Origin of the sequence: Bacillus cereus group sp. MYBK195-1 (assembly GCF_051916605.1) — a bacterium.
In the GTDB taxonomy this organism is placed as follows: Bacteria; Bacillota; Bacilli; order Bacillales; family Bacillaceae_G; genus Bacillus_A; species Bacillus_A cereus.
Genome location: NZ_JBQAGZ010000001.1, coordinates 1,580,887 through 1,607,438, shown reverse-complemented (window position 1 = coordinate 1,607,438; position 26,552 = coordinate 1,580,887). Strand labels below are relative to the sequence as shown.

Sequence of the window (26,552 nt, the reverse complement as noted above, 5' to 3'; positions counted from 1 at the left end):
CAGTACGATTTTATTTCAAAGACACAACAATCTTACTACACACTTTTTATTTATCCCACACTCTCATCTGCTAGTATTACTATTTTTTATTACTAATGTTGCCGTTTCACTCGGATGGCTAAGAGGAAAATGATGGCCATATGGAACAAAATCAACTTTACCAAGATGCGATGGAGCAGAATAGGCTCTGTCATACTCCCCCCAAATAATGTGAAGATTATACTTTGTTACTTCATTGAAATCATCTTGATCGTTTTTCAGTAGTAAACTGTTAAGCTGAACCGTTGTATTTAAAATTCTAGGAGAAGTAAAACTTTTACTTATTTTTTCAATATAATGTTCAGGGATACTCTCCATACTTTCAAACAAACCATTACTTAATAAATAACGCCCTATCAAATTAGTAGTTGCCAATTTTAATGTCCATTTGTTTATAAATTGAGGAACATTTAGCGATTTAGCATTTTTTTTAGCAACAGGTGGCTGAAGTAAAGTGATTGCATACTTCTCATCTATGTACTCTTGTACCAATGCTTCCAGAAGAATAAACGCACCGAATGAATGGCCAATTAGATGTGCACCATTCGTAGCTTTCTCCAATAACTTTTTCACTACATTCAAATAGATAGCTAGAAGATTTTTCTCTCGTTTAAAAGGAGAACGTCCCAAACCTGGAAGATCCAAGATCCATACAGGTTGACCAGTTTTTTCATGAAGCTCTTGTGCCAAAGGAAATAAATCCTCTCCATCACTCAATAAACCATGTAATAAAATAAACGGTTTACCCTCTCCTTGTAATTGGTAAAGAGTAGTGCTATCGCATAATGTTCGTTTAAATACATGATTATGCTGGCCATTTTGATACATCATTCGATAATCCAAATCAGCTACTACGGCAGGGAAAAATTTCATTACACTCGCCTTCTTAAACCAATCTCCTCCCATAATTTTTTTCGCTGAAACATTTGAAAATTTTCGTTTTGTAATAAAATTCAGTCCATCAGAAGGAATTTTTGTTATTTTACCTACTCCACTATTCATAATTGCTTTCATAAGTGGCATTGGGACCGAGATTTTTGGTGCCCTCATATTCATACTTTCCGACATAATACTTAATAATTCAGCCATGTTCTGATCGTGCGGTTTGTCTTCAACAAGTGTATATGTTTGAATAGTCGATTGCTCCAATCTGAAAACCTGCACAATAAACTTCGCAAGCCCATCGTTTGAAATAAGTGGTAACCTATATCCCTTACCTCCAGGAATCATTGGCATGAGCCCTCTTCGCATACTCTTCACAAGCAAACCTAATCCTGCTATCTGCTCTGTACTCCCTGTTTTACTACTACCGACTACAGTTGGCGGATTAATTACAGAAAGCGGATAACCTACTGCTGATGCCTGCTGACGGATATAAAGATCTGCTAAAAATTTTGTTCTCTCATATGGATTTTTTATTTTCAAATAATTGTTTCCTTCTTGAAACACATCAATTGCAATCTTGCTATTTTTATCATCAAAGGGACTCATATAACCTACAACATGAATAAATTGTTGCAAGCCCTTCAATTGATGAATACTTTTAGCTAATTCACTAATATGTTTCGCGCCATTTAAAAATACGGAAGCTGCCTCTTTACTTGTCGCTTGAATATCCATGGGGCCTCCTGCGTGAATAATCACATCCGTTTTCAATACCCTCTCCTTATCTTCAGCACTTAGACCTAAATCTATTTTCGTCAAATCACCTTCAATAAAGTGCATAACTTCCTTTTTTAAGATGCCTCTTTCTTGAAAAAGGCGTATTGCTTTACTTTTCGACCTGACTAAAAGAAGAATTTTCACATCCTCTTTGGCTAATTCTTTCACTAATTGCTTTCCAATAAAGCCTGTTCCACCAGTTAAAAATACTGTTCTCATATAAAATCCCCCTTTTTAGTACTACTCAGTACTAATTTGATGTAAAAAAAATGCTTCTTTTATCGAAGCAATTTTAAAAAATGATCTGCTGTTTTCGTGATTACAGTTGCATCCTTCAATGTTTCTGAAATAAATAACGCTCCTTCAAGATTTGTAATAAAAAGTGATGCAACCTCATCAATATGAATCGTATTTCTGAATTCTCCATTCTCTACCCCTTGTTTAAGTAATAGAGAAACTTTCTTTTGTAATCCTGTAAAAAAAAGACCTATTTTTTCTTTTATTTGCGTGGCCTGTTTAGGACTTTGAATATAAAGAGTGATAAATGGACAGCTCCCCTTATACTCTCTCGACTGAACTCCTTGTGATAATTGCTTTAAAAACAGTTGGATACGATCTTCAACTAAAAATTGGTTCTGAGAAAGTACGTCATCAATTGCAGATTGATACATTTCAATCCAATAATCAACGACCCCTTCTAATAATACTTCCTTATTAGAAAAGTGATAATACACATTAGACTTTGAAACTTTGCTTACACGTACTAATTCATCCATACTTGTATAAGCAAACCCTTTTTCTAAAAATAATGTTGCAGCTACTTCAATCACACGTCTTTGATTCATTAATTTTACCTTTGTCATAACTAGAACTATATAGTACTAATTTAAATATTGCAAGTATTTATGTTCATTTAGAAAAAAGTTTGATTAAAAAAATTCTACTAATATTGATTTTACTGCAAAAAAATCTTAGCATCAGTGTTACGCAAAAAAGAAAGGGAGTGGATCCCCCACTCCCTTTAACCATCTACCCCTGATTCTTCTGCGCTTCTCTAAACTCCTCCTTCACCTTCTCTAACAACCCTTCTTCCGTAATTAATCGATATGCCGTATTCGCTAATGCTTTTGCCGATGTAATTAATGCTTTATCTCCAAGTTCTGAACGTGCTGCTTCTCTAAATTCATTCGTATGTGCAATTAAATCATCTGGTCCGATTTTAATGTACGGATGAATTGTCGGTACGACTTGACTTACGTTTCCTGCGTCGGTTGAACCAATCCCTACTCTTTCTTTACGATTTACATCTTCACCTAATAGTTCTAGTTCTTCCGCTACGATATCGTTATATGTTTTTGTTACGAGTAATTCATCGATTTCATTTTGGAATTGATGGATTTTTACTTTTGCACCTGTTGCTAACGCTGCTCCCTGTGCAATGTTTCTTACTTTTTCTGTTACTTCCGCGCATCTTTTTCGCGTTGCTGCACGGATGAAGAATCTTGCTGCAGCGTAGTCAGGAATAATATTAGGTGCTTTTCCGCCCTCTGTAATGACCCCATGAATTCTCACGTCTGACGGAAGTTGTTGGCGAAGTGCGTTAATACCGTTATAGAGCTGAATAACCGCATCTAATGCATTAATCCCTTCTTCTGGCGAAGCTGCAGCATGAGCTGTTTTTCCATAAAAATGAAAATCAAGTGGATCGACTGCTAATGAAGGACTCGTTGTCGCTGTCTTTCCGCTCGGATGAATCATAAGCGCCGCATCAATGTCTTTAAATAAACCTGCCTTTACATAACTTGATTTCGCGCTACCATTTGGCCCGCCTTCTTCTGCTGGCGTACCAAACACGACAACTTCCCCGCCAATTTCTTCAAGCGTTGCTGATAATGCGATTGCTGCTGCAACGCTAATTGTGCCAATTAAATTGTGACCACACGCATGACCTAGTCCTGGTAAAGCGTCGTACTCCGCTAAAAATGCGATTGCAGGTCCTTGTTTTCCAGAGCTTTTTCGCGCGATAAATCCCGTTTCATGTCCAGCTATATTGTGCTGCAACTGAAATCCTGCACTGCCTAGCAATAAACTTAACGTTCTAGATGCATAAAACTCTTGGTTACCAATTTCCGGATTCGCATGAATATCATGACTTGTTTCTATGTACTTTTCCTTATTTCTTTCGATACTCTCTTCAATTGTTTTTCTTTGTGACGCTACTCCTGTCGCTCCCATTTTTCTTCCTCCTTTTATTTTCACATAAAAAAGCCTCTTTCTAAAAGATAGAAAGAGGCTTCTGTATATACAGTCAAAATGAGCTTCTTTCTTATCTTTCAAGTTACCTTGCTGGAATTGGCACAGTATTCATAACGAATCCGCTGCCGAGGTATCATAGGGCCAGTCCCTCCACCTCTCGTGATAAGAATTTTCATAAAATTATATTAAATTATTTTTTATTCTAAGTTCATTCCAAGTAAAAGTCAAGGAATTCCTATCCGAATTTACCGAATATCTAAAAATCCTTTTAATACACCAATTGTCTCAGGTGCTTGCAGTCTTGCACATACGTACGGAAATTCCGTACTACCTTCAAACATCATTTGGGATGTAAGGGGTGCGCCTGCCCAGAAGATTTCATCATCAATTACGATAAACGGGAATGCTTTATTTTGTCTTTGTAACTTTACATTTTTCAGTGGAACTGGTCCATCACTATACACTGTTATTTGCGCATTTGTACGCATTAACGCTTGCCATACTCGTTTATCCACTTGTTTTGTACTTGGAAGTGAAATAATAATTTTTCGTTTTGCGACTAAAATATCTTTCAATAACCCTTTCGTTTCCTCAAGATTCATTTCCATAAACCAGCGTAAACGTTTCGAAATTTTCCGTTCCCACAATTGTCTTGATGTCGTACGATCATACACATCTCCGTGACGTTCTATATGAGCTGTTAATTGCGATAACGCTTGTTTTCTTGAAAGGTTTTTACGCATATAATGGCAATCTGATAATTGAATGAACTTCCCTCTCGCCCTTGTCACTGCTACATTGACGAGGCGATGGTTTTTGTGATCAAAGAATAATACGCCAGGTCGTTCTTGCGGATAACTGTCAACCGTATCAAAGATCATCATATCTCTTTCAGAACCTTGGAACTTATGAACTGTCGCCGCTAAAACTGGTATGTTTTGATATTTCGTTCTCTGCAACATTTCTCTAATACACGTTGATAAAAAGCGTGACTGCGCCCTGTAAGGTGTCACAATACCGATTGATTGCACACCGTCTAACAATCCGATTAACATCATTTGCATTGCTACTAAACCAGACATAATGTTAAAACGTGAACCAGAAGCAGCATCTTTTAACGAAAAAGCTCCCATTTGGCTCGTATCAAATAAAACACTCGCTTCATTTGCGAACGGCTGCAATTGCGCAAGTTCTTTACGCTCTGAAACAGACGGATGATCGTATACTCTATTTTTATAAATAAACGAATTCGTAAACTTCGATATATCCGCATGCATACGTCTTTGTTCCTGCAACATAAATAGGTTTGGGTGTGCTTCTGATTTATTAACAGACTCAACAATCCCAGCATGGTAAAACATATCTTCCCCAAGCCATTTGCGAACGAGTTCATGATTTGCCATCGCAATTGGAGGTAACTGTAAAAAGTCACCGCAAACGACGATACGTTTTCCAAGTGAAGCAGCTAATGCAATTTGCGGAACATATGCCATACTTACTTCATCTACAACAACTAAATCAAATGTGCGCTCATAAATAAGTGAATCAATGGCACATTTCGATAAAGTTGCGCCGATTACTTTCGCATTTTCAATATATTCTTTTTCTACTTCTTTAATTTTAGCCTTTTGCTTTCGAAGATCACTTTCAATCTCTTGTATACGCTTCTTATCAGCAGATGTTGCTTTATACGATAAGATTTTTTCACGAAGATCTTGTCGCGTCTCTTCTAAATAGAGTCTTTCCTCACCCCAAGATCCGTTCGTCGTTTCAACTAACTTCGACGCAAGTAACGTTTCATGATTTCGTATATGTTCATGTTGACTATAACCGTAACGAACAATTTCGCCAGGCGTCCATTTCTTTTTCTTCTCAATTTGCTTCGTTACTTCACTCATTAATACGTCTACTGCCGCATTACTATGAGCCAACACAAGTACCGATTTTCCTTTTTGATAATGAGCCGAAATAATACGTGATAAATTGTAAGACTTCCCTGTTCCTGGTGGTCCCCATACGTAAGTTGTCGGATTATAAAACGCACGATATGCCAATTCATTTTTCGGATTTTTCATCTTCTCAATATGTTTCGGACTGCTCGTCCCATCAACAAGACGCTTTATACGATTACGTTTTAGCTTATCTTTACGTGCTTCCTTCAACCTCTCTTGTAGTTGCTCTAACAATTGCCACGGTTCACTATATAAAACAGCTTCTCGTATTTCACCTTGTATATAATCATTTAATTTCAGTTCTATTTCTAATCCATGTACAGACAATACTTCTCCTGTCGCTTCCTCACCATCAAACTCAATTCGAATGGGTGAACCTTCAGGTAAGCTTACTTCCGAAATAAGCTGAAATACGTATACTGTACTTTCATAATCTGTATATAAAAAACGACCATTCATGATAGAAATTTTACTACCACCTATCGTTTTCCAATGTTTAATTTCATATGCTAATGCATAATGCCACTCTTTCATCGTTTCCGATAATGAAGGAGTTTGAGTAGTTGTATTCATCGTATAATCTCCTTCCTTCTCCCCAAACATACTTTCTCACTATACCATATAAAACGCTAAAATTTGTAAGGTTTTTATCTTGCTTATTTTCTTAATTTTCAATAACATATTGTATATAATTTTCAGAAAGAAGGAATCTACATGCCAGTTAGAAGAATTGAACACGTCGGACTTATGGTTGCAAACTTAGAAACATCTATTTCATTTTATGAAGAAGTAGTCGGCTTACAACTCATGAAACGTATGGGACACCCGAATCCAGACTTAAAACTCGCTTTTTTAGGTGTGGAAGAATCAAAAGAAACGATACTAGAACTCATTGAAGGCTACAACTCTTCTCTTCCGGCAGAAGGAAAAGTACATCACATTTGCTTTAAAGTGGATTCATTAGAGGATGAGATCGAAAGACTGAAGAAACAAAAAGTAACCTTTTTACTAGGAGAAGAAATTGAAACATTACCAGATGGAACACGTTACATATTCTTCGCTGGTCCTGATGGAGAATGGATTGAGTTTTTTGAGACGGAGAGATAAAATGAAGCTTTAGGATAGAAAAGGAGCCGGAATTCCGGCCCTTGTTTTTAATGAAACATATTTTATTATAGGAATAAAAATCTTTCTAATAGCTCTAACTTGCACAATGCTTCCCGTTAATATAATACGCTGATTCTGTGAAAACTGTAAATACAACCTCTACTTCTGGAAGTCCAAAATCCATTACATATGTAGTAATGGCCTTGGCAAATCGATCACGAATTTCCTGTCCACGCTCGAACCATTTCACTTCAATAAGAGGAAACGCTTCTATTTCTTCTCCATTGAATACAAACGTAGAACTTGGTAGTTCCAAGGTGAAATTATCCGTACCACACTCACAGATATCTGCGAGTTCTTCTACTAATGGCTTGCTTATGCTTTTTAATTGTTCAGTAGTAATTCCACGAAACACAACATGCGGCATGTTATTCCCTCCGTTACATAGCTTTATATTTCCTCATATCATAACACAATTTATTTTGCTGCACTAACATCTATTCGTACATTTCAATGATATTCTTAAGAATGATCATATGTTATTGAAGCTAATATAATCAGGAGTTAAGGAAAAGCAGACTGATAGAATTAAAGGTGAAGAGGTAATACTTGACCTCAATTCTAATCGTCATATAATCAATGCCATGCACAAAATGACTCATCAAAAAGTATTATCTCATGAAAAGCAAGGATTTATTAAAATGACTCATCAAAACATCGAAGCAGTACGTTGAGTAATTGATGAAAATAATAGTGGAACCTTACAACATAAAGAATAGTACCTCAAGATTTTGATTGGTTGGTATGAAGGCGATTTCTCCCTTATCGTTTTATGATATGCTAATAACATTTGATAAAATATGGTATCTATAGACAGTCAAACACCTTTAAAGATACCTCATCCAGTTCTTGCTGTTGCAAGATAAACAGCATGTAATCAGTTAACCACCCACATTAGTAACGAAAACATAAAGAAAAGGCATTCCAAATATGAAACACCTTCTTTCCTTTTATAAAACCATCCAACACGCTGAACTTTTCAATTTAATATAATGACTCGTTTAACTAAAGAAATTGATTACGTGCATAACGCTCTTCTCACTTTTCTTGCAAAATTTAGTGGATCATCAACGTCTTCGATATTAACGTAAATTAAATTTGGATCATCACATAACCACTCATTGTGTATAGACGAAACGATTATTCCTTGTTTAATAATTGTCGCCACAAATTCAGTGACTTCTTTTTGTAAGAGTGCTACTCGGCCTAGGCATAATGCCCGTCCGGTTTTATTGTCTCGTGATTCGAATGAAAAGGAAGTTGTTACTCTAAAACGTTTTCCCAAGATTGTTGCTCGTATTTCATCTCGGTTTATTGTTGCCACGCATTTCCCACCGGCGAATCCTTCTTGACCGCCAATGATTCTTGCAAACTGTTGACAAATTGATTCCTCATTAACCGCCATACCTTTAATCATTCCTCCTTTTACTATTAGATTATGAATTCATACATAGGTCTGAAACGGCAATGAATCTAATCTATTATAAAAAAATGATGGCAATCTACCGAAAGCTATTAACTCAATTATTCTTGATTGTATGAATTGTTATCAGAGTTTAAATGGTGCAGAATTTTTATTCTATGCTTAATGGGCATCGGAGACTGAAAGCAAAACTCAGCTATTATATGGTAAGACATTTTTAAAAAGCATAAAAAAGACACCCTAAGGTGCTATCCTCCGACTTGAGAATCGTATCTATGTATGGAGAAATTTAGAAAAAACAAATACAAAAGAGAAGATTCTAACTATAATTTATAGAACTCTTATGCCATGACTTACTTACATATTTCCTTATTTACCAGAAGAAGAATCTCAGTTACATTATTTTCTGAACAGTCTCGTTAAAGCCATACCAAGAAATCCAGCGCCCATTCCTATTAGCCATCCAGTTTGGGCATTACCTAACATAGATCCCACTCCTCCACCAAGAAACATACAGCCAACGAATACTAATCCTCCAATTCCCCAATTCGGCCGTTCCATAATTCAATCACATCCTTTCAATAAAACATATGCGATTGGCTAACTCAACTTTCTTCCTTAAGATAGTTCATTACTTTGCTTAGGTTTAGCACTTCAGGGAATTCATAAGATGCGAAGCTTGAGTCATTTATATAGATTGTAGAAATACGGGTATCAATCGTTATTAAAAATAACTGACGCATTTTAAACATCATCGATTTTATCATTTTGGACAACCTATTCTGTTAAATTGATATACATGCGAAAAAACTATCAAAATAAAACCCCAGAAATCCAATGGTCTCTGGGGCTTCCTTATATATTTAGCTCTTTTTGCTTTTTGTTTTGTTTATATCTATACAGCAATTTTCGGCTTATTAGAGAAATCACTAATAAGGTCAGAATTAATAAGATAAGTTGCATAAATGATAAATCAAAATATTTAGCACCTGTAACGATTAAAAGTGTAGAAATCGTGCCTTTTACAACGAAAAAAATAATAACCCATAATCCGCCTTTTTTCCAGTTCATTTTATATTACCCTTTCCTACGTTTAAATTCTTAAAATATTTAATGATAGTTCTTAAATGTGACAACTTAATAGAAATCTATTATATTAACAAAAAATTCATGTCTAATTAAATGCAACGATTCTATATTAAGTGAAAATGATATTCATTGTCAATTTTATTGACTATTTGAATACTTATTATTTCTTTCTACTTTGTTTCTTATAAGCAATACGCTCTTGTATTCAAACAAAAACACCTCCATTGCATTTGCACACTTAGTATGCGAATGCAAGAGGTGTTTTTTCATATACCATCAGGTAAGATTTCCTGCTTTGTTTATTTCTTGATACGTAGCTATTTTTTAATACACAATAACTGGATCATACGTGTTCAAACTATCATATACAGTTTTTGCAACATTAGGAAGAAGGTTCACACACCCACCTGATCCTCCTGTTAAATAAGCATTATTTCCCCAGTCTTTTCGCCAGCCCGCATCGTGAAATCCTTGACCACTATTTGTGAATGGAACCCAGTAATCTACTTTAACCGCATAATCAGCTTTTCCTACTGCGTTACCTCTTAGCGTATATGGTGTTCGTTTATATAGGACGTACCACACACCTGGTGATGTATCTTCACCAGTACTATGTTTACCAGTTACTACATTTGTTGTAACGACTAATTTTCCATCTTTGTAAATCCAAATTTGTTGCTCTGCAATTGAAACTTCTGCATACGTGTCTCCGATGCCATTATTCGATGTTGTTTTATAACCGATACCTTCCTTCTCCCAACCATTCCCGTGAATATTAGAAGCAGAAAGCGATTTGTCGCCTTTCTCAAAGGCTTGTTGAACTTGTTTAGTTTCTTTTTCAACATCTAGTGCCCAGCCGTATCCTTGTCCTTTTACTGATATGACTGAACCGGAATGAGTTTTAAATGAGAAATCTTTATTTAATGTTGATTTGGCATTATTAATTTCAGTAATTTTCTTCTTAATGTCACTCGCATCAATTGTAACTTTCATATCCTTTGACATAGAGGCATTTTGAATTAAATCTTTCGCTTTTAAAGGATAAACTTCATCCTGCACTTTATACTCAACAGACTGCCCAAGAAGATCCTGTAGTGCTTTCTCCTCTTTTTTGACAATCGGATCGTCTTCTTTAATAGGTTTTATGTATGCAGACTTCAGATGAATTTCGCTTTTATATTTTTGTTTATCATAATCTTTCAGTAGACTAGTAACATCATACTGTTTTCCTTCAACACTTTTCGAAATAACAATTTTCCCTTGTTCTAGCTTCGCCATAGCATCTTGAGGCGCTTTTAATTTCTCATTCATAGAGATGAGCTTTTCTTCTACAAGTTTTTTCATCGTTTCACTACGATACTGATCTGCCTTCTCTGGTAGCAATGAATAATTTTCTCCCTTTGAGGAAGGAAAAAATGTCCACTGACTTTTTAATAGTTTCTTAACCTGAGGCAAATCTTTTTCCGTAAGTTCCGTTTTTGTATCTTTTTCATCTAAAATTTGTTGTTGATCAACATAGACTTTGTTTGCTAGTCCAGATGTCTTTAGTTTCTGTATTGCCTGATCAGCGCTCAGACCACCAACTTTTGTGTCATTAATTGTAACATTCGAATTGAAGTGAGTTGCCTGATAATAACTCATTCCCCCAATAAGAAGTGCAATTACACCAATACCCACTGCGATAAACTTCCAATTTGTATAACGTTTTTTTGATCTTACTCGTTTTTGATCAATTTCTTCAACTGATTCATTTGTTGTATTGTTGTTCATCAATCTTTCCCCCGTATGCATTAACGTCAAACGATTTTCAACTAAAATCATAAACTAGTGTACCTTATTTTTCCTAAAATTTCATTATTTCCGAACACATTTTATCGCAATTTAATGATTAAATTTAGATTTTTTAATAGTACGATGCATTGAACAGCCCTTTACAAGTTATAAAATGAAATTTCAATCAACCGTTATACCAAAGGAATTAACTACATCTTCTTCGGAAAATTTTTTCTCTTTACGCAAAATACGAATTATATTATCCATTTTATAAACATCACCTCCTAATTTTGTCAAAAAAATAAACGATAGTCCTTCTATCTAAAATGTAGAAGGACTATCGTTTTTTCAGTTAGAGTATTTGTATAATCGTTTAACTTTTTATTTCCTGAAGGTCAAACGTGATGAAAATGATGAAATTTCATCTCATAGCCTTTAAATGAAAACATTATGTTTTTTATGGCAAACCAAGTTTATTTTCTTAGCTTGATGTCCCCCACATATCCAGCAGCCTAAGATGAAGTAAGAGTCTGTTCAACTAGATTTTTTCTAATATTTTTAGGAGCATCTTATTTCGCCTCGTCATATTTCACTAATTGAATTTAAAACACATCCGTATGCTATTTAGTAAAATTTACGATTCGAGACGTAATTATTGCAGTAATCAAGATAATAATAGCGGTTATCAAGCCAGATTCTCCAATCCAAATCTCAGTTTGATATCCTGTACTTGCACGTGCGAAAGGTCCTTGAATAATGGCATTCCAAGTAGTATGGATGATAACCGAAGGCCAAACGCTACCTGTGATAAGTCGTAAATAAGCTGTAATATAACTGAATGGCACAATACATAAATAGATGCCAAGCACTGAAAGTAGGACAGATGGTCCCTCTACATATAGACCAGCAATAACAATTGGAACATGCCACGTTGCCCAAATCAATCCACTAATAAGGATCGGCCGTGAAAACTCTGCATCGACTAGCCTTGTGAGCATATAACCTCGCCAACCCATTTCTTCTCCCAAAACTGGGATTAAGTTAAGCAAACTTCCGAAGATGCCGCTCAATACAACTAGATAAATGAAACTGAATGGTGCCGCTACATACTGAAGTCCAAGTATATTGTAGATCGGTTCTAACATACCACCTTCAGGATGCTGAAACCTCGCAATTCCGCTCAGCCAGGCGATAGAATAAGTAATTCCACAAATAATCATAGGGATTAGCAGAGCAAAACCAATCCCCTTCCATACCTTTAAGTTACCGAGACCAAAAGATACATCTTTAAACCCTTCTTTCAGTATTATGCGAGTCAAAATAGAAGAAAGTGCTGGGGTAAACATATATACCACAATAAGCGGCATACTTTTCGTAATTATTACTACTACATTTAGGATAATAGAAGTAATGATTAAAATACTCAGAAAGAGTTGAAGTCCTATTTTAGCACGTTGAATTTTATCTTTATTGTGGAACGATTTTGCGTGTAATATCATTGTAATCCGCCTTCCCCTTTCATTCACTTGTTTATCAAATTTACTTCTTGTCATTTCTACAGACACACCTTAGAATAAAAATATTTTGGCATACAGATTCATTCATCTTTAACATCACTCCCAAATTTATAATCTAGTTTTACTTGCAACTCATCCATGTAATTATTATTTATAAGTTGTCATAACCGATAGTACAAAAGTGTAATGATTAGTCTATGACCTGTGTCAATTAACCTTATGACACTATGTAACTAGAAAATATGATATGGAATAAATAACAATTGAATTAAGGCAATTGATTCGTGCAAGTACAATGAATCATTCTTGCTTTTACAAATAATTCAATTGAGGTGGAAAAAAATGAATAAGAAAAAAATAATTGCAATGGTTAGTACAGCTCTATTAGTCACAGGATGCGCGGAAGTAGGAAAGGCTCAAACAGTAGCAGTCGAAAATTCAGGTCAATCAATACAAAAAAATATAGTTAAATCCATACAATCACAGGCTTACCCATTAAAAACGATAGAGCCGTCAAAATCATTTGAGGATTTAAAACCACTTAAGAAAATGATTGGGAGCGCACAATATGTAGGATTAGGAGAGAATACTCATGGAAGCTCTGAAATTTTCACTATGAAGTTTCGCCTTGTGAAATATTTGGTTACTGAGATGGGTTTTACGAATTTCACAATGGAAGAAGATTGGGGAAACGGCTTAAAACTAAATGAATATATCCAAACAGGAAAAGGAAACCCTAGGGAATTTTTAAACTTGTTATATCCTACTGATGAAATTATAGCCATGATTGAGTGGATGAAAGATTATAATGCTGATCCATCCAATAAAAAAAAGATCCAATTTATTGGGCTCGACTTAAAGGAGTTGGACCAAGGTTGCTTTAATAAAGTGATTGATTATGTAAGACTACATCGACCAGATTTGCTGGCAAAAGTAGAAGAAAATTATAAAGAATTGTCGGCTTTTAATGGAAGTACAAAGGAATATATGGACCTTGCTCCTGAAATAAAAGAAAAGTTCAAAGCAAACGCTGAGAGAGTAGCCCAATTACTAAAAGATGAGAATGGGCAAGCCAACACAGAAATAGCTTCACCCGAGTACATCTGGGCACAAGCAACGGCAAGTGCAATAGAGAAATTTACCACAATGCTAATTCCTAACGACTATCCAAGTATGTTAAAGCTACATGAGCAATACTTGGCCGATCATGCAATGTGGGCACAAGAAACATTTGGTGGTAAAACGATGGTATGGGCACACAATATTCATATAGCTAAAGGAATTATCGATGAGAAATTATACCCTTATGTTGCGGGGCAATTTTTGAAGGAACGTTTAGACAATAATTATGTCACAATTGGTAGTACAACTACGGAGGGGAATTTTACCTTATACAGCGAATATGATCCTTCCACTGGAGGTAAGATTACAACCGACACTATTCCACAAGATGTAAAAAGTTTCAATTATACTCTCGGAAAAGTACCATATAACATGTTTTTATTGGATAACCGTCACCTTAAAGGACAAGCAGAAAAATGGGTTAAAGCAAAAAGACCATTACTAAGTATAGGGGGACAAATCTTCCCGAACGAATCGGCATACTTTGATACGTCATTGCTTGAGCAATTTGATATTATTTTTCATATTCGAAAAACAAGTCCATCTCATATTAAATAAAGTGAAACTTTAATCAGTGGGGATTTTCTTCATCCCCCACTGATTATTAGTTGAACCAATCGGACTTTTATGGGCAGTTGATCCCCCACCTAAATTCTTTGCTTTCGCTGCATTTTGAGGTGGGGGTCTTACTGCCCATTAAAGTGGAATAAAAGTACAAAACAATCCCGTTCTTGCAGATGCAAGAACGGGATTGTTTTATGGTGATTCATATAAGCATCTTTTTTAACCAGAAGTAGGTTACTCTCCCCTTTTTATCATCATTTAAAAATGTCATATGACACTTTTACACTAGTGAGAATGACAAAAAAAGCAGTACAATTCGGTTATTACATAGATAGGAGCGATGAACTTTATGAAATCAAAATTCATCCAGAATGGTTATTTTTTATTGCTAACTTTCGTTACAGGATTGTTTTATTTTTGTTTTTATCTTATAGCTCTGCTATTTAGTTTCACCCTTTCATTTACTGTTGTTGGGATTCCATTAATTATGCGCGTACTACAGACTACGACACCTTTTATCCAATTCGAGCGCATACAGACGAAAATTTATACAGATATTTCAACAGACTCTTATGATAAAAGTATAACAATAGATACATCGAACTGGGCTCAGGTGAAATTAGTGCTTACAGATCGTCGTACTTGGTCTGCTGTCTTTTGGTTAATGCAGAAATTAGTGATTGGCATTTTCAGTCTCATTAGTGCAATCATTTTTTATGTAATGCCACTTATGCTCCTGTTGGCACCACTACTGTATCGATACATCGATATGAATATTATATTCATACAGATAGATACTTTTGCCAAGTCACTCTTTGTAATGTTTATGGGGATAGTATTTACCGCCATAAGTATTAGAATAGTAGAAGGTTTGACAAAGAAAATTGGGGGCTATACACGTAGTATGATTCGGCAACTAAATCAATAAAAGTTTGCAGTCTGTGAGTAGTATCGTAGTTTTAAATTAAAAAGTATAATAAGGCAGGAAGGATTAAATTATAATATAGGAAGAAAATGGTAGGCTATTTAGGGGGTAAAGAACTTGTTAGATATGGTTAAGTATTGGTTTTGGTACGATTGGATTATGTTAGGGATACGTCTACTTACTAGTGTGTCTATCATCCTAGCTACATTAAATTTTCAGGATGGTTTAACATTACCACTTTGGATTATTATTCTTTGGGAAATTATTGCCTTCTCTGTTCCATGGGTAGCCTTACTATTCAATTATAAATATTATTTGTTCACAGAAATACTGCTATATGGTGGACAATGTATATATTTAACCTCATTATTTCCGGAAGCTTACAACATATTTCTTATATCAGTGTTTCTAATTGCTGCGAATAGTAAGCATTTGTCCTATTATTGGACAGCTCCAATAACAGTTTTTATAACGACTGGAATTTTCTATGCGGTTGCGCCAAGTAATAGCTATTGGGTTATGGTCACCTATTATGGATTCGCATATGTAATGGGCTTCGCTTTTCATTTATTAATCGTCAATCATAAACAAAATGAAGCGATTCGTAAACAAAACGCGGTACTTGAGCAATATATGTCTCAGATTGAACGCATTACACTGGCCGAAGAACGGAACAGACTGTCGAGTGAGCTTCATGATACAGTTGGTCACGCTTATACTTCTATTATTATGGGGATGGAAACGTTGCGCACCGAACTTGCTACTGAAATGGGTATACAGAGGCTAGATTCTCTGCTTGAAATGGGACGGAAAAGCATCGAGGACGTGAGAGGTTACCTACATCAAATGGATTCTCCGTGTCAATCGCCTTCCTTAATTCAATCTCTCCAAAATCTTGGAGCCGAATTTCAGGAGCACGCTCAGGTTAATGTAAGTTTTCGAGCATACGGAGAGGAATATGAATTGTCTCGGCAAGCAAAGATAGCGTTCATTCGTTGCTTACAAGAGTCCCTTACGAATGCAGTACGCCATGGTCAGGGAACTGAAATTATAGTTTCATTGCAGTTTGAACAACAATATACGAGATTAGAAGTTCAAGATAATGGAAAAGGAAATGTAGAATGGCAGGAAGGCTTCGGTATGAATGCGATGAAAGAACGAGCAATGAACTTGCAAGGTCAATTGTCTGTATATACAAAGCCAGAGGAAGGAATGCTTGTTACTTGTACCATACCGCGACAAACTGAAATAAAAGATGGACTTATTCGTTTGTTAATTGTAGACGATCAGCCATTTGTCCGGGAAAGTTTGAGGACACTACTCGATAGATATGAAGATTTAAATGTAGTCGGTTTAGCTGAAGATGGCAATGAAGCCATCGATTTGTGTGGGCGCCTTCAACCCCATGTTATACTTATGGATTTAGATATGCAGCACATGGATGGAGTCGAAGCAACCAAAAAAATCAAGCAACAATGGCCACATATCCGCGTATTAATTTTCACAACGTTTCAGGATACCGAACAGGCGTTGGAATCACTTCGCAACGGTGCGGATGGCTTTTTACTTAAATCTATTGAAACGTTGGAGCTAGCTAATACGATCCGACTTATTCACAAAGGTGGAACACTGATTGATCAGGGAATGTCTCACAAAATATTTGAGAAGTTCGATGAGCAAAAAGAGACACCACAATCAAAAGCAGCCGCTTATGAGCTAACAGCTAGGGAGATAGAAATATTACAGCTAGTAGCAAAGGGACTTCGATACACTACCATAGCATCAAGGTTATATTTATCGAATGGTACGGTCAGAAATTATGCTTCCACAGCTTATACAAAGCTAGGAGTCTGTAACAAAGAAGAAGCTGTTCAAAGGGCTCTAGAAATTGGAATTATTGAATAAAAAAGTGTTTTTTGTTTCTTTACAGCAAGATGAAATGTAGTTACAAAATACATAGAGGATAAACTTATAAATTTAATTGGATATCATTTTTTATAGGTAAATTTCTTGAAAAATTTAACCCTGTTTAAAAAATTTAAATAGCGTTGCTACATATTGAATGTAGCAACGCTATTATTTTCTATATTAGAAATTAGACATCTTTATTATTGCTATAGGGAAGGCTGTTTCAGGTCTTTTCACATGAAGATTCCTCTAAGCCAAATGCCCCCTCCCTAATACACTTGTTGCCTCTGAAAATAACTATTTAAAAATATGGTTGCTAATTTCATTTCAATCTTCCTTGCACCCAAGTGGCAATATTATTTATAACATACTCTGGGATATTAGCAGGCTATAATATTCATTCGATTGACTTAATTCTCCATCTCCTTCTGTAAAGAAGTGATTTCACTTTCGATACAGTCGATAATTAATGTTATCTCTCTCTTAATTATTCTTTCCAAAAAGGATTATCTATCATTCTTTATGAATAACATCATTACATTGATCTTTTTTTCGAGAGTACAATTCCTTTATATAATTGAACTGTAATCAAGTAATAAATCGGGTAAATTACTACAAAAATAACAAGTGGTAACCAAATACGAGAGTACGGATCGATTAAAATAGGACTAAACATGTTCATACCAAATAATATATGAGTAATCCCGACAATTGCTGGGAATAAAAATATGAAGTATAACTCTTTATAGATTGAGTTTGTTAATAATTCTCGGCGGACAACAATTTTACGAAACGTTTGATAACGTGCCACATCTTTTGATGCTCCCGACAGAACTTTAAACATTAAGCAACTTGCCATCGTTGCTAAAAATGCAACTCCAACGAAGAACCCCATAAACATTAGTCCGCTAGCAAAATCATGACTCACAATATTGTGACGAAAAACCGGGAAAATAATAATAACTATTTACAATTATTATTTATTTGTCACTTTTAAAGCATCTAACACTATCTTGGTTGCTTCTGCAATAAGCTTATCATCGTATTTAGCATCCTCTTTATCATGATTAGAAAGTATCGCAAGAACAATTGGTTTTTTATTTGGTGGCCAAATAATTGCGATATCATTTCTGGTTCCATAAGATCCCGAGCCAGTCTTATCAGCTACTTCCCATCCTCCTGGAACTCCGGCACGAATTAAGTTGTCTCCGGTAGTATTCCTTTTCATCCAATCTATTAATAAATCCCGTTTCTCAGTTGAAAGTACATCTCCTAGCGTAAAAGCCTGAAGACTAGTAGCTAATGCCTTTGGGGTACTAGTATCACGTACGTCTCCTGGAGGCACTTCGTTTAATTCTGGTTCAAAACGTTCAGGATTTGTAACGGTGTCTCCTACTTCTCTTAGTGATTTTTTGAATTCACTAGGTCCACCTAATTGTTTAAGAATAAGATTTTGTGCAGTATTATCACTATATCGAAGAGAAGCATCTGCAAGCTCTTTCAGGGTCATACCACTATCAACATACTTTTCTGTAATTGGATTGTAATTAACAAGATCTTCACGGGTATACAAAACTCTTTGATTTAGATCTTCTATTGATTTCTTTTGTAAAAGTACTCCCACAGCTAAAGCTTTGTGGGTAGATGCGTATGCAAACCGTTCATCTGATTGATAAGTAACGGTTTGATTCGTATCAGTGTCCAATGCATAAATACCGAGTTTAGCATCAAATTCTTTTTCAAGTTTAACAAAAGAATCATTACCAGTAATTTCTTGTTTGATTTGATTTGTTTGTTTCGTTTGTTTAGGTAATTCAGATTGAGTATTACCATCAGAACAGCCTATAAGCGTTGCACATGAAAGAACTACTACAGGTACCATCTTTTTGTAATGTAAAATGTTAAAAAACTTGTTTAAGACTATCATACATTTTCAACCTCTTTCAAGAATATATGTTTTTTTAGGTGTTATACATATCGATACAATTAAAGAGTGTATCGGATATCACTCTCTTGCATCTCACTTTTCATAAAATGAGTGAACTATCATGAACCCCTGTTTTATACGTATACTTAATAGACAACCTAAATAACAAGTTTGTTCCATTTTTATCAGTAGTCGTATCTAGAAATCTAAAAAAGTCCATTTAGAAAATCTAAATGGACTTTTTCACTCATATAATCCTATCTATAGTTAAACGAATAAGATTAAATAAATTTAATTTTTCTTATTTTATCTAATAAACTGTTTAGGCATTTCTTTAACGTGCTTATCGTCATCACGCCAATCATAGGTTTCTTTCTGTGAAACATCTAAAGTTTGATCTCCAATTCTAACAATATTCTTATTTACCCATTCAATATATGGATCTGTATCTGGATAGTTCCAATATATATTTTTCTCTGAATCTGTATCAAGGTTAACTAATTCACCCCTAACAGCATCCGCACTTAATGATCCTGCATTATGAAAATAAGTCTTGATGAGATATTTTCCATCTGGAGATTTCACTGTTCGAATGAATTCCCCTTTTGGAACACCTTGCAAACTAAAAAGTTTCCAATATCCAAATCCAATTATAATTACTAACATAGTAAGTATAGTTAGTAATACTTTTCTTTTTGTTTTTTTAATTTCACCTTTTGTATTTATAATACTCATTCAACTCCATTCCACAGAACGCACACCATATTATACCATTAAATAAATGGTATAATATATCAAAAATAAAAATCCTCCCGTAATAGTATTATAAAAAGGGCATGTGATGGTCTCCCTATTTATAAAGTGAAACTTTCATCACCCTCACCAATCTGGCTGCCCGTTTATGCGGGATAATCATGAAAATTCCCCTTTAAGAAAAAAATAAAAAATCAGACAGTATACTTGAATTGCTCTTCGCAAGAGAATATACTAATAAAGCAGGCTATGACGTTCCTTCCTTCTAACTTCTTTGGCGAAATAGGGATGTTACTTTCCTGCTAAACACATAGGCTATGACAATTCTTCCTTCTTTGTAGAAATTTCAAATTGTTTTAGAGTTGTCAATTCCCTATGAAAAATAATTAGACTATAAAACCTCTTTCTTCTTTGGGATTGAATAAACTTTAGTTTATCAACCATTGATGTAGAGGTTTTCTTTTCTTAATTAACAAATTACCACTTAACAACTAAATGTTATATCCCTAATTTTCCACTAAAAAATAGCTATGTACCCTCTGTACATTTTTCTACAATTAGTGTGTTTATACATATAAAAATAAAAATCTACCACTGAAAGGAGGACAGTCAGACTATTCCCCTCTTTTATAAGGCGTGAATAGCTGGCGTTCTCATGAAAAATTCTATTTACATAAGAAGAAGTTTAAAAGTAATTATAAAAAGAGAAGAAAATAAACTACCGAACATTTATTTAGCCACTGTTTTAAAAAACTTGGAAAGTTTAGGATTTACTTTTTCCGAGCCTTTAATAGAAGAGTTGCAAACACTTTCGGTTGATGCATTCACATCGTTTTACAAAGAGTTGGTAAAACATTTAAAAGAAATGGTTGGAGCACATATTCAGTTTACTCCTATGTATCCAAACTTTCCGCAACAAATGATGGATTTAAGTGACGCTGATTTATACATTAATGCCATTATTCATTATGTGACGTTGCGCCTACCTGTATCAAAAGTAGAAGAACGACTCCCTCTTTTAGATAGAGTTGATTTGAAAGTTATTGACTTAGGAAGTGAAGAAGATTTCAATCAAATGATTTCTCAATTGATTAGTGCAAACAGCTCTATTTCCTCAACTGATAAGACGGATGTAGAATGGGCTATTACACACACTGAAGATGTTTCCTGTTTTCTACCTAATGTAATTCCTCATAAGGAAAATATGTCTTTTATAATTGGGGTTTTATTAATAAACAGAAAAATATCAGCCGATGCTGCTGCAAAGTATTTTAAAACAGCAACTGATGTTCTTCGCCTTGCAGTTGCTTTATCTGAAGGGGATGTAAGTTTAGCATCCTCCGTCCGATTCAAGAAGTTTAACCGAGCAGAAAGACGCTTCCTTTTAGGATTGTTAGAGCAATGCGAAAACATTACCGAAGATATGCTTCGATACAAAAAACGTTGGATTCGTTTAGGTGAAATTCTTCATCCAGCAGAATATCATACTCGTTTCCCAAAAACTCACCGAGCATTTGAGATTCTTCGCAACAACATTAAAGTTGAAACATTTAATGGAAAAATAGAAGCAGCTTTGTTGAATCGTGATATCATGACAGCAAAAAATCTTTTAAAAACTCGCCCGGGGGAATTTGCCAGACGCTTGGATCATTTAATCCGTTTATGTAGTGATAAGTCAACAGATGTTTTCAATATTCTCGAAGATTTTCTAAGTATAATAGGAAACGTTTCTACTCCTGTATTACTTCAACTCACAGCTCATTTTAAGCATCGAAATGATAAAAATGAATTTCGCACCTTTTTTCCAAAGGGAAATGTAGCAAAAGCTATAGGTATTGAAAATACACTTCCATTTATCTCAGAGGATATTTGTTTAATGATTGTAAAAATGTGTGAAGATACTTTAAAAAATCGCTTCGCAGAACTTCCAAGTCTCGGAAAAGTATTTTTGGATGAACAGTTAAAAAATCACTTAGTTCCCTTCTCTCAACGTTCAGCCAGCAAAGCGCTTCGCACATTATCTCGAGGAAGTAAAGTAGATTTGCCAGAAGGAGATACGATTCGTTTTTTCCTATGGTGGAAAGAAGGCTATGTGAATGGACAACATACAGGACGTGTTGACATTGATTTATCTGCTGCAATGTACGACGAAGATTGGCAATACAAAGAACATGTATCCTTCACGAACTTACGTTCAAAAAATTTCAAAGCCTACCATAGCGGAGATATTACTTCTGCACCAAAGGGGGCATCTGAATTCATTGATTTCGATATTCCGTCTGTGCTGAAATATGGTGCACGCTATGTAGTCATGACTTTGCTTTCTTACACAGACCAACCGTATAAAGATTTACCAGAATGCTTTACTGGTTGGATGGTTCGTCAATATCCTGGTTCAGGTGAAATATTTGAACCTTCTACTGTTCAAGATAAAGTGGATATTACTGCCGACACCCAAATCTCTATTCCAGTTATTTTAGACTTAAAGGAACGAAAATTGATTTGGACAGATTTGTCTCTTACAAGAGATCTAACTTATGATAATACCATCGAGGCTAATCAAAAAGGTATGATACTAGTCGGAAAGGCTTTAACTAATTTAGTTAAACCGAATTTATATGACTTGTTCCGATTACATATTGAAGCTAGAGGTGAACTCGTTCAAGACATCAAAGAAGCAGAAAGCATTTTTTCTTTGGATAAAGGGATTACTCCTTTCGATATTGAAAAAATAATATCTGATTTTATAGCTGACTCAAAAGGCTAACTACATTACAAACATTAATAATGCGTGGAAAATATCGATGTATAATGTCTATGTGAAACAGGACCCGATAGATGCATATCAGGTCCTGTTTTTTTATTTAGTAGATACTAAATAGTCCGGTTAATCACTATTCATCTAAATACACTATACTAATAAAGTGAAATTTATTCGAAAGAAGTTCATTAGTTAATATGTATCTAATTAAGAAACAGTCATATACCAGCCCAAACATCTTTTCCATATCGCCCTTCATCTTGCACACGATCCAACCAATTTCTTGCTTCTTGTTCACTGACTTCATGAATTTCTTGATATGCTTGACAAAGGGTATCTTCTACATCCGGAGCCATTTTACTTCCATCACCACATATATAAAGATGAGCTCCATTATCTAATAACGAAATTAAATTGATTCTATCTTGTTTTATTAAATGCTGTACATATGTTTTTGGATGTCCCTCTAGACGAGAAAAAGCTGTGTGTAAAGAGATTAATCCATCTCTTTCATCATTTTCTAGTTCTGTACGATAAAGATAATCTTTTTCAGGATGACGACAACCAAAATATAGATGTGCTTGTCCTAAGTTAATACCTTTTTGCTTTTGAACACGACGCGCTTGCAAGAATCCACGGAATGGTGCAATTCCAGTACCTGGACCAACCATAATAATTGGTGTTTCTGGATCTTTAGGTAATTCAAAGTTTGATTGTGGCGTTCGAATGAAACAGATAATCTCATCTTTATTATGACGCTGAGCTAAGTAATTAGAAGCGACTCCTTCATATGTCCCTTCCCCACTCCATGCAGGCGCATTAACAACACCGACCGTAATGCTCAGACGATTCTGTGCAACGAGTGGAGAGCTTGAAATAGAATAGTAACGCGGTTTGAGCGCAGGAAGAAGTTCTAAAAAGCGTTCAAATCGGATTTCACAAGCCTCATACTTTTCAAGAAGGTCCAACATTGAAATCCGTTTCTTTAATATTTGTTCATGGTAAACTCCTTCTTCTAATAATGCTTCCAATTCTTTTTTATGAGGAGGACATGCTGTGAATGTTACCATTTCTCGTATTTGTGCACGAGTGGCTGCTTCTTGAACTTCGACACTATAACTAAGAAGGTCCAATAAACTAACAGGACTGTCTAAAGGTATGTGATTTATACTTCGTCCACTTGCACTCAGTATAACTTGATCCTTCCCATTTAATCCAAAACGTTTTAAAATTCGGTTGATATTTTTCTCGCTATTAACTGGCAGCACTCCAAGGTGGTCTCCTTCTTTATATGTAGCGCCTTCTGGCAAGGATACCTCGATATGTCGTGTACTTCTATCACTACTGGATGATTGGAGTTCACGATTTTCTAGTATAGATGCATAAACTGCTTCATATGTTCGTGCAAGAGGAGATCCTCCAAGACGACTGACAAATTGCAAACTCAAAGTACTGCGCTCTTTTTCCATATTTTTGTTGAGCTCCAATCCAAATGCCTTCATTGCATCAGACCACATACTTTGTTTCCATTGCTCGAGCTGTTCCTCGAAATCACCACTTGCATCTGCTTCTCCGCGTTTAGAAAATCTTGTTGCTCCTTTTTGAGCCATCTGCTCATCAATGTATCTTGGAATCCGTTGATAGGTACTAGCCCAATTATGATCTCCACAACCAAAAACTGCGTATTGAACCCCTTTTAGCTCATCCGGTTTTAGTTCCTCCAACCATTGCACAAACTGCCCTGCATTACTTGGCGGTTTTCCATTATAAGAAGAAGTCACAATAAGTACCGCTCCTTCTTTTGGCAAACTTCCAATTCGATCGTTAAGAGCTACCACTTCCGTTTGAACTCCTTCTAAACTAGCTGTATCCGCTAATTCTCTTGCAATACCTTCTGCTACACCTGTATCCGAGCCGTACAGAACAAGAAGTGAAAGATTATCGGCCCCAATAATAGAAGGTGTCTTCTGAACGTGCTGCTTAATTTCATCGTTTTTCAGCTTGTCCTCTGTAGGTGCAAGAACAGTAGGATGGCTAATAGTTTGTTTTCGGGGTAGAATCCTAATCTTAAAATCGCCGGGCTTTAGCGTTAATGTTTGTTTTACTTCCAGCTGATAGTTTTGATAATCGATTAATTCAAAATGTTGAAGAAGCATTCCCATTACAAGAGTGGCTTCATGAAGTGCAAATTGCATACCGATACATGCTCTCTGGCCATTTCCAAATGGCTTATAAGCATGATGAGGAACCTTATCCAGCTCTTCAAATCGTTCAGGTTGGAATTCTTCCACATTGTCTCCCCATGCATCTTTATCCCTATGTAGCTGTGGAATAAGAACAGAAATACGATCTTCTCCTTTCTTAATTGGGTATTTCCCGCCAATCACTGTATCTTCTTTTGCATAGAGACTGAATGCTGGAGCGGTAGGCCATAGACGCAGTGATTCATTTAAAATCATCCGGATATACTTCAGTTTCATAACTTGTTGGTATGTTGGAGTAGCATCTGTCAAAACACGGTCTACTTCTTCATAGGCTTTTTTCAATTTATCCGGATTCTTTAATAAAAAGTAAATTGCAAAAGATAACAATCCACTTGTTGTCTCATGCCCAGCTATTAAAAAAGTGATAATTTGGAAACGAATGTTTTCATCATCTAATTTTTCACCAGTTTCCGGATCTGGCACATTTAACATACGGGAAAGTAAATCATTTTCTTCCTGATCTCCACTACTTTTACGTTCAGCAATAATATTATCTACTAAAGAAAACATAGATTGGATATCATGCTGAAATTGACGTTTCGTTCTCCACATAAGTTTGTCTTCTATATCCAGCCGCTGCAATTGGTGCATCGCCTCATCTAGAGCACGGGTCATGCTAGTAATAAAAGGATGAGGTGTCTCACGATAAAAGCTATTAAATCGGTAATTAAAACCACATAGACCAATTGTATCTAACGTAAGCCGAGTCATATCCTCTGGAACATCTACGTTTTCATTCGGATTCAGCCGTGCCCATTTTTGAACGAGTTGTACAGCAATATCGACCATCATGGCATGGTAATCTTTCATTGCCCGTTGGCTAAATGTAGGCATCAAAATATTATGAGCTTTTTTCCAGTTAGGCTCGTGAGTCTCGCTTGTAAATAATCCGTCTCCAGCAAAGGCACGAACTTTTGCTAAAGCACCATCTATACTTTTATCGAACCGTGTTTCGTCACAGACTTCTGCTACCAGTTCATGTCCGGAAACGACAATTATGGCATCACTTAAAGTTTGAATTCGAAAAATGGGACCATACTCTTCCGCCAGCTTAATAAACGATAGAGTCGGTTTATCTTTATCGATTAATGGGAGATTACCCAGCGGTCCATATGTTTTCGGCTGAGGAATGGCAGATACTTTTTTTTCCATTTAAAACACCCTTTCAAAAAAGCATGAAATAACATATCCCATTTAATAAAGAGGAAATAGCAACTAATCGCCTGGGATAAAGATATGTAATTGATTACCTTATTTTATCTTTTCCCTAACTATTCATGATTATGATATTACGTATAAGCTTGGCAATTAGATTTATAACTTGTAGAAAAATACTAAATTAAAATGAAGCGAATAAATATAGTTGGAGCCTTTTAATGTTGAGGTTAAAAGATAATCTAAACTTGTAATGTTTATGAGAAATTGCAAATGGATCTCATCTCTTGTATTT

At 35.5% G+C, this 26,552-nt stretch carries 18 protein-coding genes, 3 pseudogenes and 1 riboswitch; of the genes and pseudogenes, 6 read left to right on the top strand and 15 right to left on the bottom strand.

What is annotated here, in order from left to right; all coding sequences use genetic code 11:
- Window positions 1-63: 63 nt before the first annotated feature.
- From ACTFRY_RS08405 to ACTFRY_RS08390, 4 genes are all read right to left on the bottom strand, one after another.
- Window positions 64-1,920 carry an alpha/beta fold hydrolase gene (locus ACTFRY_RS08405; RefSeq protein WP_086392800.1) on the bottom strand — a complete coding sequence of 619 codons (1,857 nt, stop codon included), beginning with the start codon at window positions 1,918-1,920 and terminating at the stop codon, window positions 64-66.
- A 59-nt stretch (window positions 1,921-1,979) separates the two neighbouring features.
- On the bottom strand, window positions 1,980-2,546 hold the full coding sequence (locus ACTFRY_RS08400; RefSeq protein ID WP_001076337.1) for a TetR/AcrR family transcriptional regulator: 567 nt from the start codon (window positions 2,544-2,546) through the stop codon (window positions 1,980-1,982).
- Between the two features lie 184 nt (window positions 2,547-2,730).
- Window positions 2,731-3,936: a M20 family metallopeptidase gene (locus ACTFRY_RS08395; protein WP_000501337.1), complete on the bottom strand. Its 1,206-nt coding sequence runs from the start codon at window positions 3,934-3,936 to the stop codon at window positions 2,731-2,733.
- Window positions 3,937-4,024: 88 nt separating this feature from the next.
- Window positions 4,025-4,126: riboswitch (SAM riboswitch) on the bottom strand.
- Between the two features lie 76 nt (window positions 4,127-4,202).
- The gene (locus ACTFRY_RS08390; RefSeq protein WP_016118237.1) at window positions 4,203-6,512 is read right to left on the bottom strand and encodes an AAA domain-containing protein; all 2,310 of its coding nucleotides are present in this window, start codon (window positions 6,510-6,512) and stop codon (window positions 4,203-4,205) included.
- Between the two features lie 111 nt (window positions 6,513-6,623).
- Here ACTFRY_RS08390 and ACTFRY_RS08385 point away from each other — a divergent pair, with 111 nt between their 5' ends.
- Entirely contained in the window at window positions 6,624-7,016 is a 393-nt protein-coding gene (locus tag ACTFRY_RS08385) for a VOC family protein (RefSeq protein ID WP_001145286.1), read from the top strand.
- 94 nt (window positions 7,017-7,110) lie between these two features.
- On the opposite strand, the gene ACTFRY_RS08380 is transcribed toward ACTFRY_RS08385, so the two are convergent.
- Window positions 7,111-7,443, bottom strand: coding sequence for a DUF1904 family protein (locus ACTFRY_RS08380; RefSeq protein WP_001120970.1), 333 nt, complete (start codon window positions 7,441-7,443; stop codon window positions 7,111-7,113).
- Between the two features lie 130 nt (window positions 7,444-7,573).
- Here ACTFRY_RS08380 and ACTFRY_RS08375 point away from each other — a divergent pair.
- Window positions 7,574-7,792 (top strand): annotated as a pseudogene (locus ACTFRY_RS08375) (DUF6241 domain-containing protein); the annotation flags it as partial.
- Between the two features lie 302 nt (window positions 7,793-8,094).
- Here the strand turns inward: ACTFRY_RS08375 and ACTFRY_RS08370 are convergent.
- The 5 genes from ACTFRY_RS08370 to ACTFRY_RS08350 form a co-directional block, all read right to left on the bottom strand.
- A complete protein-coding gene (locus ACTFRY_RS08370; protein WP_001986336.1) occupies window positions 8,095-8,481 on the bottom strand; it encodes a DUF1259 domain-containing protein in 387 nt (128 codons plus the stop codon).
- Window positions 8,482-8,898: 417 nt separating this feature from the next.
- A complete protein-coding gene (locus ACTFRY_RS08365) occupies window positions 8,899-9,060 on the bottom strand; it encodes a hypothetical protein (protein ID WP_000441008.1) in 162 nt (53 codons plus the stop codon).
- A gap of 294 nt (window positions 9,061-9,354) precedes the next feature.
- Window positions 9,355-9,570 carry a hypothetical protein gene (locus ACTFRY_RS08360; protein WP_001104105.1) on the bottom strand — a complete coding sequence of 72 codons (216 nt, stop codon included), beginning with the start codon at window positions 9,568-9,570 and terminating at the stop codon, window positions 9,355-9,357.
- 342 nt (window positions 9,571-9,912) lie between these two features.
- Window positions 9,913-11,358 (bottom strand): L,D-transpeptidase family protein, encoded by a 1,446-nt coding sequence (locus tag ACTFRY_RS08355; protein WP_074595476.1) that lies wholly within the window; start codon window positions 11,356-11,358, stop codon window positions 9,913-9,915.
- A gap of 623 nt (window positions 11,359-11,981) precedes the next feature.
- Window positions 11,982-12,860: a CPBP family intramembrane glutamic endopeptidase gene (locus tag ACTFRY_RS08350; RefSeq protein WP_074595638.1), complete on the bottom strand. Its 879-nt coding sequence runs from the start codon at window positions 12,858-12,860 to the stop codon at window positions 11,982-11,984.
- A gap of 360 nt (window positions 12,861-13,220) precedes the next feature.
- Between ACTFRY_RS08350 and ACTFRY_RS08345 the strand changes: the two genes are divergently transcribed.
- The 3 genes from ACTFRY_RS08345 (at window position 13,221) to ACTFRY_RS08335 (ending at window position 17,394) form a co-directional block, all read left to right on the top strand.
- Complete coding sequence (locus tag ACTFRY_RS08345) at window positions 13,221-14,558, top strand: erythromycin esterase family protein (RefSeq protein WP_001035214.1); 1,338 nt, start codon at window positions 13,221-13,223, stop codon at window positions 14,556-14,558.
- Between the two features lie 355 nt (window positions 14,559-14,913).
- Window positions 14,914-15,492: a sensor domain-containing protein gene (locus ACTFRY_RS08340; protein ID WP_086423264.1), complete on the top strand. Its 579-nt coding sequence runs from the start codon at window positions 14,914-14,916 to the stop codon at window positions 15,490-15,492.
- Window positions 15,493-15,606: 114 nt separating this feature from the next.
- Window positions 15,607-17,394 carry a helix-turn-helix transcriptional regulator gene (locus ACTFRY_RS08335; protein WP_098616819.1) on the top strand — a complete coding sequence of 596 codons (1,788 nt, stop codon included), beginning with the start codon at window positions 15,607-15,609 and terminating at the stop codon, window positions 17,392-17,394.
- A gap of 325 nt (window positions 17,395-17,719) precedes the next feature.
- On the opposite strand, the pseudogene ACTFRY_RS08330 reads toward ACTFRY_RS08335, so the two are convergent.
- From ACTFRY_RS08330 to ACTFRY_RS08315, 4 genes and pseudogenes are all read right to left on the bottom strand, one after another.
- A pseudogene (locus ACTFRY_RS08330) lies at window positions 17,720-17,880 on the bottom strand (alpha/beta hydrolase); the annotation flags it as partial.
- 52 nt (window positions 17,881-17,932) lie between these two features.
- Window positions 17,933-18,328: pseudogene (locus tag ACTFRY_RS08325) on the bottom strand (ABC transporter permease); the annotation flags it as partial.
- Between the two features lie 45 nt (window positions 18,329-18,373).
- Entirely contained in the window at window positions 18,374-19,324 is a 951-nt protein-coding gene (bla, locus tag ACTFRY_RS08320; RefSeq protein ID WP_098616821.1) for a class A beta-lactamase, read from the bottom strand.
- A gap of 306 nt (window positions 19,325-19,630) precedes the next feature.
- Complete coding sequence (locus ACTFRY_RS08315) at window positions 19,631-20,059, bottom strand: DUF5412 domain-containing protein (protein ID WP_000022538.1); 429 nt, start codon at window positions 20,057-20,059, stop codon at window positions 19,631-19,633.
- 673 nt (window positions 20,060-20,732) lie between these two features.
- Between ACTFRY_RS08315 and ACTFRY_RS08310 the strand changes: the two genes are divergently transcribed.
- Complete coding sequence (locus tag ACTFRY_RS08310; RefSeq protein ID WP_141541481.1) at window positions 20,733-22,844, top strand: TerD family protein; 2,112 nt, start codon at window positions 20,733-20,735, stop codon at window positions 22,842-22,844.
- 212 nt (window positions 22,845-23,056) lie between these two features.
- Here the strand turns inward: ACTFRY_RS08310 and cypD are convergent, their stop codons facing one another.
- Window positions 23,057-26,254 (bottom strand): bifunctional P-450/NADPH--P450 reductase, encoded by a 3,198-nt coding sequence (gene cypD / locus ACTFRY_RS08305; protein ID WP_016118240.1) that lies wholly within the window; start codon window positions 26,252-26,254, stop codon window positions 23,057-23,059.
- Between the last annotated feature and the right edge of the window lie 298 nt (window positions 26,255-26,552).

Excerpts from the sequence above, each read along its gene's own strand:
- ACTFRY_RS08390 (WP_016118237.1), bottom strand. The coding sequence starts at position 6,512 with ATGTTTGGGGAGAAGGAAGGAGATTATACGATGAATACAACTACTCAA.
- ACTFRY_RS08350 (WP_074595638.1), bottom strand. The coding sequence starts at position 12,860 with ATGATATTACACGCAAAATCGTTCCACAATAAAGATAAAATTCAACGT.
- ACTFRY_RS08340 (WP_086423264.1), top strand. The coding sequence starts at position 14,914 with ATGAAATCAAAATTCATCCAGAATGGTTATTTTTTATTGCTAACTTTC.
- ACTFRY_RS08405 (WP_086392800.1), bottom strand. The coding sequence starts at position 1,920 with ATGAGAACAGTATTTTTAACTGGTGGAACAGGCTTTATTGGAAAGCAA.
- cypD (WP_016118240.1), bottom strand. The coding sequence starts at position 26,254 with ATGGAAAAAAAAGTATCTGCCATTCCTCAGCCGAAAACATATGGACCG.
- ACTFRY_RS08385 (WP_001145286.1), top strand. The coding sequence starts at position 6,624 with ATGCCAGTTAGAAGAATTGAACACGTCGGACTTATGGTTGCAAACTTA.
- ACTFRY_RS08355 (WP_074595476.1), bottom strand. The coding sequence starts at position 11,358 with ATGAACAACAATACAACAAATGAATCAGTTGAAGAAATTGATCAAAAA.
- ACTFRY_RS08370 (WP_001986336.1), bottom strand. The coding sequence starts at position 8,481 with ATGGCGGTTAATGAGGAATCAATTTGTCAACAGTTTGCAAGAATCATT.
- ACTFRY_RS08400 (WP_001076337.1), bottom strand. The coding sequence starts at position 2,546 with ATGAATCAAAGACGTGTGATTGAAGTAGCTGCAACATTATTTTTAGAA.
- ACTFRY_RS08360 (WP_001104105.1), bottom strand. The coding sequence starts at position 9,570 with ATGAACTGGAAAAAAGGCGGATTATGGGTTATTATTTTTTTCGTTGTA.
- ACTFRY_RS08365 (WP_000441008.1), bottom strand. The coding sequence starts at position 9,060 with ATGGAACGGCCGAATTGGGGAATTGGAGGATTAGTATTCGTTGGCTGT.
- ACTFRY_RS08315 (WP_000022538.1), bottom strand. The coding sequence starts at position 20,059 with ATGAGTATTATAAATACAAAAGGTGAAATTAAAAAAACAAAAAGAAAA.
- ACTFRY_RS08310 (WP_141541481.1), top strand. The coding sequence starts at position 20,733 with ATGAAAAATTCTATTTACATAAGAAGAAGTTTAAAAGTAATTATAAAA.
- ACTFRY_RS08345 (WP_001035214.1), top strand. The coding sequence starts at position 13,221 with ATGAATAAGAAAAAAATAATTGCAATGGTTAGTACAGCTCTATTAGTC.
- bla (WP_098616821.1), bottom strand. The coding sequence starts at position 19,324 with ATGATAGTCTTAAACAAGTTTTTTAACATTTTACATTACAAAAAGATG.
- ACTFRY_RS08380 (WP_001120970.1), bottom strand. The coding sequence starts at position 7,443 with ATGCCGCATGTTGTGTTTCGTGGAATTACTACTGAACAATTAAAAAGC.
- ACTFRY_RS08395 (WP_000501337.1), bottom strand. The coding sequence starts at position 3,936 with ATGGGAGCGACAGGAGTAGCGTCACAAAGAAAAACAATTGAAGAGAGT.